The sequence below is a fragment of the Synechococcus sp. H60.3 genome (assembly GCF_047462295.1).
In the GTDB taxonomy this organism is placed as follows: domain Bacteria; phylum Cyanobacteriota; class Cyanobacteriia; order Thermostichales; family Thermostichaceae; genus Thermostichus.
In genome coordinates this window covers 1,418-6,603 of the sequence record NZ_JANSIY010000125.1, presented here as the reverse complement: position 1 = coordinate 6,603, position 5,186 = coordinate 1,418, and the positions used below count along the sequence as shown (strand labels likewise).

The 5,186-nt window shown below is 58.0% G+C and carries 7 protein-coding genes; 3 read left to right on the top strand and 4 right to left on the bottom strand.

Annotation, left to right across the window (positions count from 1 at the left end; genetic code table 11):
* Positions 1 to 72: 72 nt before the first annotated feature.
* The 4 genes from gloB to NW841_RS11205 form a co-directional block, all read right to left on the bottom strand.
* Entirely contained in the window at positions 73 to 831 is a 759-nt protein-coding gene (gloB, locus tag NW841_RS11220) for a hydroxyacylglutathione hydrolase (RefSeq protein WP_414386436.1), read from the bottom strand.
* 6 nt (positions 832 to 837) lie between these two features.
* Entirely contained in the window at positions 838 to 1,101 is a 264-nt protein-coding gene (locus NW841_RS11215) for a DUF3143 domain-containing protein (protein WP_414335177.1), read from the bottom strand.
* Positions 1,102 to 1,233: 132 nt separating this feature from the next.
* The gene (locus tag NW841_RS11210) at positions 1,234 to 1,650 is read right to left on the bottom strand and encodes a J domain-containing protein (protein WP_414364221.1); all 417 of its coding nucleotides are present in this window, start codon (positions 1,648 to 1,650) and stop codon (positions 1,234 to 1,236) included.
* 92 nt (positions 1,651 to 1,742) lie between these two features.
* Positions 1,743 to 1,925 (bottom strand): 50S ribosomal protein L32, encoded by a 183-nt coding sequence (locus NW841_RS11205; protein WP_011430004.1) that lies wholly within the window; start codon positions 1,923 to 1,925, stop codon positions 1,743 to 1,745.
* A gap of 325 nt (positions 1,926 to 2,250) precedes the next feature.
* On the opposite strand from NW841_RS11205, the gene NW841_RS11200 reads away from it, so the two are divergent.
* The 3 genes from NW841_RS11200 to NW841_RS11190 form a co-directional block, all read left to right on the top strand.
* Positions 2,251 to 3,303: a CsgG/HfaB family protein gene (locus NW841_RS11200; RefSeq protein WP_414364222.1), complete on the top strand. Its 1,053-nt coding sequence runs from the start codon at positions 2,251 to 2,253 to the stop codon at positions 3,301 to 3,303.
* Positions 3,304 to 3,467: 164 nt separating this feature from the next.
* The gene (locus tag NW841_RS11195; RefSeq protein ID WP_414386435.1) at positions 3,468 to 4,127 is read left to right on the top strand and encodes an SDR family oxidoreductase; all 660 of its coding nucleotides are present in this window, start codon (positions 3,468 to 3,470) and stop codon (positions 4,125 to 4,127) included.
* Between the two features lie 91 nt (positions 4,128 to 4,218).
* Positions 4,219 to 5,186 (top strand): dynamin family protein (locus NW841_RS11190; protein ID WP_414386434.1); only part of this gene is annotated, 968 nt, incomplete at its 3' end.

Here is a 5,186-nt window from a genome sequence, read left to right as displayed (position 1 = left end):
GGCAGAAGAAGAGACAAAAGCTCTGCTGCCAAGCGGGTGAGGAAACCCCACCCGCCTACGCGGTGGGGTAGTTCATAACTGATCCTTCATACCCCGCAGCCGGGCAAAAACCCGCACCGGATCTTGAACGCCGGTGGCCGCCTGCAGAGCCGGCTGATCCCAGCGCAAAAAAGGATTGGTGCGGCGCTCTTCGCCAATGGTGCTGGGCACCGTCGGGGATCCCGCCTGGCGCAGCGCCACCACCTGCTGATAGCGCGCCTGCAGATCCGGGTTGTCCCCATCCACCGTCAAGGCAAACTTGAGGTTGTTCAAGGTGTATTCGTGGGCACACCACACCCGCGTCGGTTCAGGTAACTGGCGCAGTTGATCCAGGGATCCCAGCATTTGCTCTGGGGTGCCCTCAAAGAGCCGCCCGCATCCCCCAGCAAACAGAGTATCGCCACAGAAGAGATCCCCGCTTTCGGGGAAGTAGTAGGCAACATGTCCCCGCGTATGGCCGGGCACAAACAACACCTTCGCCTGCCGGCCCGCAAATTCCACCGTCTCCCCCGCCTGCAGCTCCACCGTCTGGCCAGGGATCCGCCCTCGATCCACCTGGCTGCCGTAGACGACGGCGCGGGGGTAGCGGGCCAAAAGTTGCAGGTTGCCCCCCACATGGTCGTGGTGGTGGTGGGTGTTGAAGATGGCCACCAGCTCCGCCCCCAGCTCGGCCAATTTGTCCAGCACCGGCTCGGCCACTGCCGGATCCACCACCGCCGCCGTTGCCGTCTCGGGATCGTAGAGCAGATAGATGTAGTTGTCGCGCAGGGCAGGCAGTTGCAGAATGCGCATGGCCGGCTAGTCCTCAAAAATGGCCTGTTCTACATCCTGGCGGCTGAGGGAGTAGGGGAAAGACAGGGTTTTCGTGTTGCCATCCGGGTAGGTGTAGCGCACCCAGATGCTGGTCTCTTCTAGGCGCAGGCAGGCTTTCCAGCCCGGCCGCTCGCAAAACCATTGCTCCACATCCTTTGGGTCGCGGGTGCAGCCTTGCTCCTCCAGCCAGCGTTCGATGGCGTGGAGCGGGTGATTGTAGAGAGGTGTGGTGGCAGGGGGCAAAGGCATGGTGAGATTCAAACGCGCGCAGAGAAGCCGTCAAACTAGACAAAAGTTAACAGCCTATTCCATTCAAGCACTTGATCCGTGGGAAGCTCCGAGCGCTTTGTCTGAACCTCATCCCCAAGCAACCGGAGTTGGTTAGCCCACCCCGCCCTCCCGTAGCCAGGCCAAAGCAACCGCCAACACCAAACACGCCACGAAGGTGGATCCCATCAGCAGCAGGGCACAGAGCTCGCCCGCCGAGAGAGGCCGGGTTTCCATGCGCAGCTCGAGAGAATCCGTATGAAGGGATCCCCTCCCGTTGAGGGATCCCGTTTCGACCGTCACCGCCCGCAGGCTGGCATCGTAGATGGCCCGTTTCGCCGGGTTGCTGAGGACAAGGTAGGCTTCCTGGAGTTCTTGGAAGCAACGAATCGCCACCTCTGGCGCCAGAGGAGAAGTGTCGGGATGGTAGCGTTTGCTCAACTGCCGGTAGGCCCGCCGAATGGCCTCAGGAGATGCCCCTGGAGACAGGCCCAGCCGCTGGTAGTAGGTAAGAGAGGTCAACGAGCGCATGCCAGTCGCTAAACAACCAAGACCGGGAGGCAGCAGAACAGCTCTCAAGAGAGCCTGACCCCAATGTAAACCAGGATCCCTGCTGCCGGGCTTTATTCTTCTCCCTCCTCTTCTTCGGACTTGGCTTTGGGGTAGTAGAAGCCGGTGTTGCGACCGCTGAGAATGGCGCGCCCAATGGTCATCGCCCGCTGGGCCTGCAGCTTGGCTTTGCCCAGCCAGACAGCATACCGCCTGCGACTGCGGGCTTTGGAGGTTTTCTTCTTGGGAACAGGCATAGCTTGTACAAAAACACAGCTTTACTAGGCTAGCACTGGGCTTGCACGCTCGATCCCGTTCTGAACCTGGCCCAATTGGGTCAAGCTTTTCCGGCAACTTACAAAGGGCGAGCGTCTCTGCCCAACCTTAACTGTTGAGATCTGTCAACTCCTCTGTGCAAACCCTCTTCATCCCTTTTCCCAAAGGCCTCGAAGTCGGTAGAGTATAGGACATCTTCTGGAACAGGCGGCCAGGTGACATTGGTCATCCTCCCCCGGAAGCTCTTTTGGGTGCAAGCTAAGAATGGACTGTGGCCACCTCCTCGATCCAGGAGATCGCTCAATCATGCGCAACCTCTCTTCCATCTTGTTGTTCGGGATCCCGCTGCTGAGCTTGGGTTGGACGGGGATCCCAGTGGCTGCCCAATCCACCAATCCGGAGCTGTGCCAGAAGTTTCCCCAAGACCTTCGCTGCAATCTCTCTGCCCCCAGCCAGGTAGGACAAGCGCCTCAACCCAGCACTCGCCCGCGCGTTGCGGTTTTGGATTTTGATTTCAGCAGCCTCAGCAATTCCTACAGCCTGCGCGAGGCTTCCCGGGGGGTGAGCGATCTGCTGGTGGATCGGCTGGTGAGAGATGGCACTTTTTCTGTTATCGAGCGCTCGCGGCTGGACGCGATCTTGGCCGAGCAGAACTTGGGGCTATCGGGGCGGTTGGATGCCAACACCGCCGCTCAGGTGGGCCGGATCCTCGGGGTCGATGCGGTGATCCTCGGCAGTGTTACCCAGTTCGATGTGTCGGTGCGCCGTTCCGGCGGTGGGGCGCCGGTCTTAACCCCCTTCGGCAGCTTTCCGCTGGCGGTGGGGGCCGAGTCGGTGGATGCCGATGCCAACGTGCAGCTCAATGCCCGCCTGGTGAGCACCAGCACGGCCGAGATCTTGGCCGTGGTCGAGGGCCGGGGCAACGCCAGCCAGTCGGATAGTACGGTCACGGTTGCCGGCTTTGGCGGGGGATCCGCCACCAGCAACGAAGAAAAGCTGCTGGTTTTGGCCAGCCAGCAGGCGGTGGAGCAAATTGCCCAGCAGTTGGCCGGTTTTGCCAGTCGCTTGGCGGCCCAGCCCCGCTCTTTGCCGACGGTGGATGCCTTGGTGGCGGATGTCTACGGCAATCAGGTGATCTTGAACAAAGGCAGCCGCGACGGCTATCGCGTGGGATTGATCCTTTCTGTGGAGCGCGTCGTTCGCGAGGTTAAGGATCCGGCCACAGGAGCAGTCCTGCGCAAATTGACCGAGCCAGCTGGCCAAATTCAACTGACAGAGGTGGATCAGGGATCCAGTGTGGGCCGCATTCTCAGCGGCTCTGGCTTTAAGGTGGGAGATGTAGCCAAGCCGCTTCAATAGAAGTCCACCGGCTACTCCCCCGTAACTTGCTTCACCAGCAGGTTGGGGCTATTCGTTGCGCTTTGGGATCCCTACCATTCCGCTCTGGGCGGATTGGATAATGGTTCTGGCAGGGCCAACCCAAGAGCTGGTACAACTACAGCCAACCTAGGCAAAGGGAGAAGATGAAGGCTTTTGTTGCAGGGGCTACGGGAGAAACGGGGCGGCGCATCGTCAAAGAGTTGGTGGGCCGCGGCATCCCGGTACGGGCGCTGGTGCGCAGCCGCGAGCTGGCCGCACAGGTTTTGCCCCCCGAAGCAGAAGTGGTGGTGGGAGATGTGCTGGACCCGGCCACACTAAGGGCCGGCATGGAGGGATGCACGGTGGTACTCTGTGCTACAGGAGCTAGGCCCAGTTGGGATCCCTTTCTGCCTTACCGAGTGGATTATGAAGGCACCAAGAACTTAGTGGATGTGGCCAAAGCCCAAGGGATCCAACACTTTGTTTTGATTTCTTCTCTATGCGTGTCCCAGTTGTTCCATCCCCTCAACCTGTTTTGGCTGATCTTGGTGTGGAAAAAACGAGCCGAAGAATACCTGCAAAAAAGCGGCCTCACCTACACCATCATTCGGCCAGGGGGCCTGAAAAACCAGGACAACGAGGATGGCATTGTCCTCTCCCAGGCTGACACTCTCTTTGAGGGCAGCATCCCTCGCCTCAAGGTAGCTCAAGTGGCTGTTGAAAGCCTGTTCCAGCCGGCAGCAAAAAACCGCATCTTCGAGATCATCGCTAAGCCCGGCGTTCCCAGGCGGGAGTGGAGTGACCTCTTTGCCCTAGCAAGCTAGGGCCCCGTCGGAAGAAAAGTAGTATAGGGATCTCACGCCCGAGGCTGAGGGCGTTGTTATAATCTCCCCAGCCCTAGCGGAGGTCCCTGAGATGGCTGTGCAACTCTTGCCTCAGTGTGAGAACTTACGGGAGCATGTTGAAACGATTCTAAACCTTTGGCAGCAGGATCCCACGCTCTCAACAAAGCAAGATACAACCCGAGTTCAGGCTTCACTAAGCAAGGCTATTTCTCCAACTTTTGAGATTGTCTTTGCCGGTGCTTTTAGCGCTGGCAAGTCGATGCTGATCAACGCCTTGTTAGAAAGGGAGCTTCTCTATAGCGCTGAAGGACACGCCACAGGGACAGAGTGCTACATCTCCTATGCAGAGCCTGCCGCCGAGAGGGTAGTACTCACCTTCCTCAGCGAGCGGCAGGTGCAGGAACAGATGGCTGCCTTCTGCACTCGCTTGGGCTTAGCCCTACCCAGCGGCAACAACCTAGAGGAAGTCACCCTCAATCGCCTAAAAGAGCAGGCTGAGGCCATTGTTCAGCAGGAGGGCGGCAAAAGTAAGTCGGAACGAGCAAAGCAGGCAGATGCGCTGCGCTTATTAATTGAAGGTTTCCAGCAAAACCGCGCCAGAATTCACCCAACCGAAAACAGAGTATTTTCGATGGAACAGCTTAACCTTGGCAACCTAAGAGAAGCGGCCAGTTTTGCGCGGCGCGGTGCCAATAGTGCAGTTCTGCGGAAGATTGAGTACTACTGCCATCATCCTCTATTAGAAGACGGAAACGTTATTGTCGATACCCCTGGAATTGATGCTCCGGTTAAAGCGGATGCCGAGCGCACCTATCAAAAAATTGCCGATCCAAACACTTCCGCAGTTGTCTGTGTCCTCAAGTGTGCTACAACAGGTGAGCTGACTAAAGAAGAAACAGAACTCATTGAGCACATCCAAAGTAGCGAAAGTATTCGCGATCGAGTTTTTTATGTGTTCAATCGCATTGATGAAACTTGGTACAACTCCCAGCTAAGGCAGAGATTAGAGACCATCATTGACCAGCAGTTTCGTCAAGC

Excerpts from the sequence above, each read along its gene's own strand:
- NW841_RS11210 (WP_414364221.1), bottom strand. The coding sequence starts at position 1,650 with ATGCGCTCGTTGACCTCTCTTACCTACTACCAGCGGCTGGGCCTGTCT.
- gloB (WP_414386436.1), bottom strand. The coding sequence starts at position 831 with ATGCGCATTCTGCAACTGCCTGCCCTGCGCGACAACTACATCTATCTG.
- NW841_RS11200 (WP_414364222.1), top strand. The coding sequence starts at position 2,251 with ATGCGCAACCTCTCTTCCATCTTGTTGTTCGGGATCCCGCTGCTGAGC.
- NW841_RS11195 (WP_414386435.1), top strand. The coding sequence starts at position 3,468 with ATGAAGGCTTTTGTTGCAGGGGCTACGGGAGAAACGGGGCGGCGCATC.
- NW841_RS11205 (WP_011430004.1), bottom strand. The coding sequence starts at position 1,925 with ATGCCTGTTCCCAAGAAGAAAACCTCCAAAGCCCGCAGTCGCAGGCGG.
- NW841_RS11215 (WP_414335177.1), bottom strand. The coding sequence starts at position 1,101 with ATGCCTTTGCCCCCTGCCACCACACCTCTCTACAATCACCCGCTCCAC.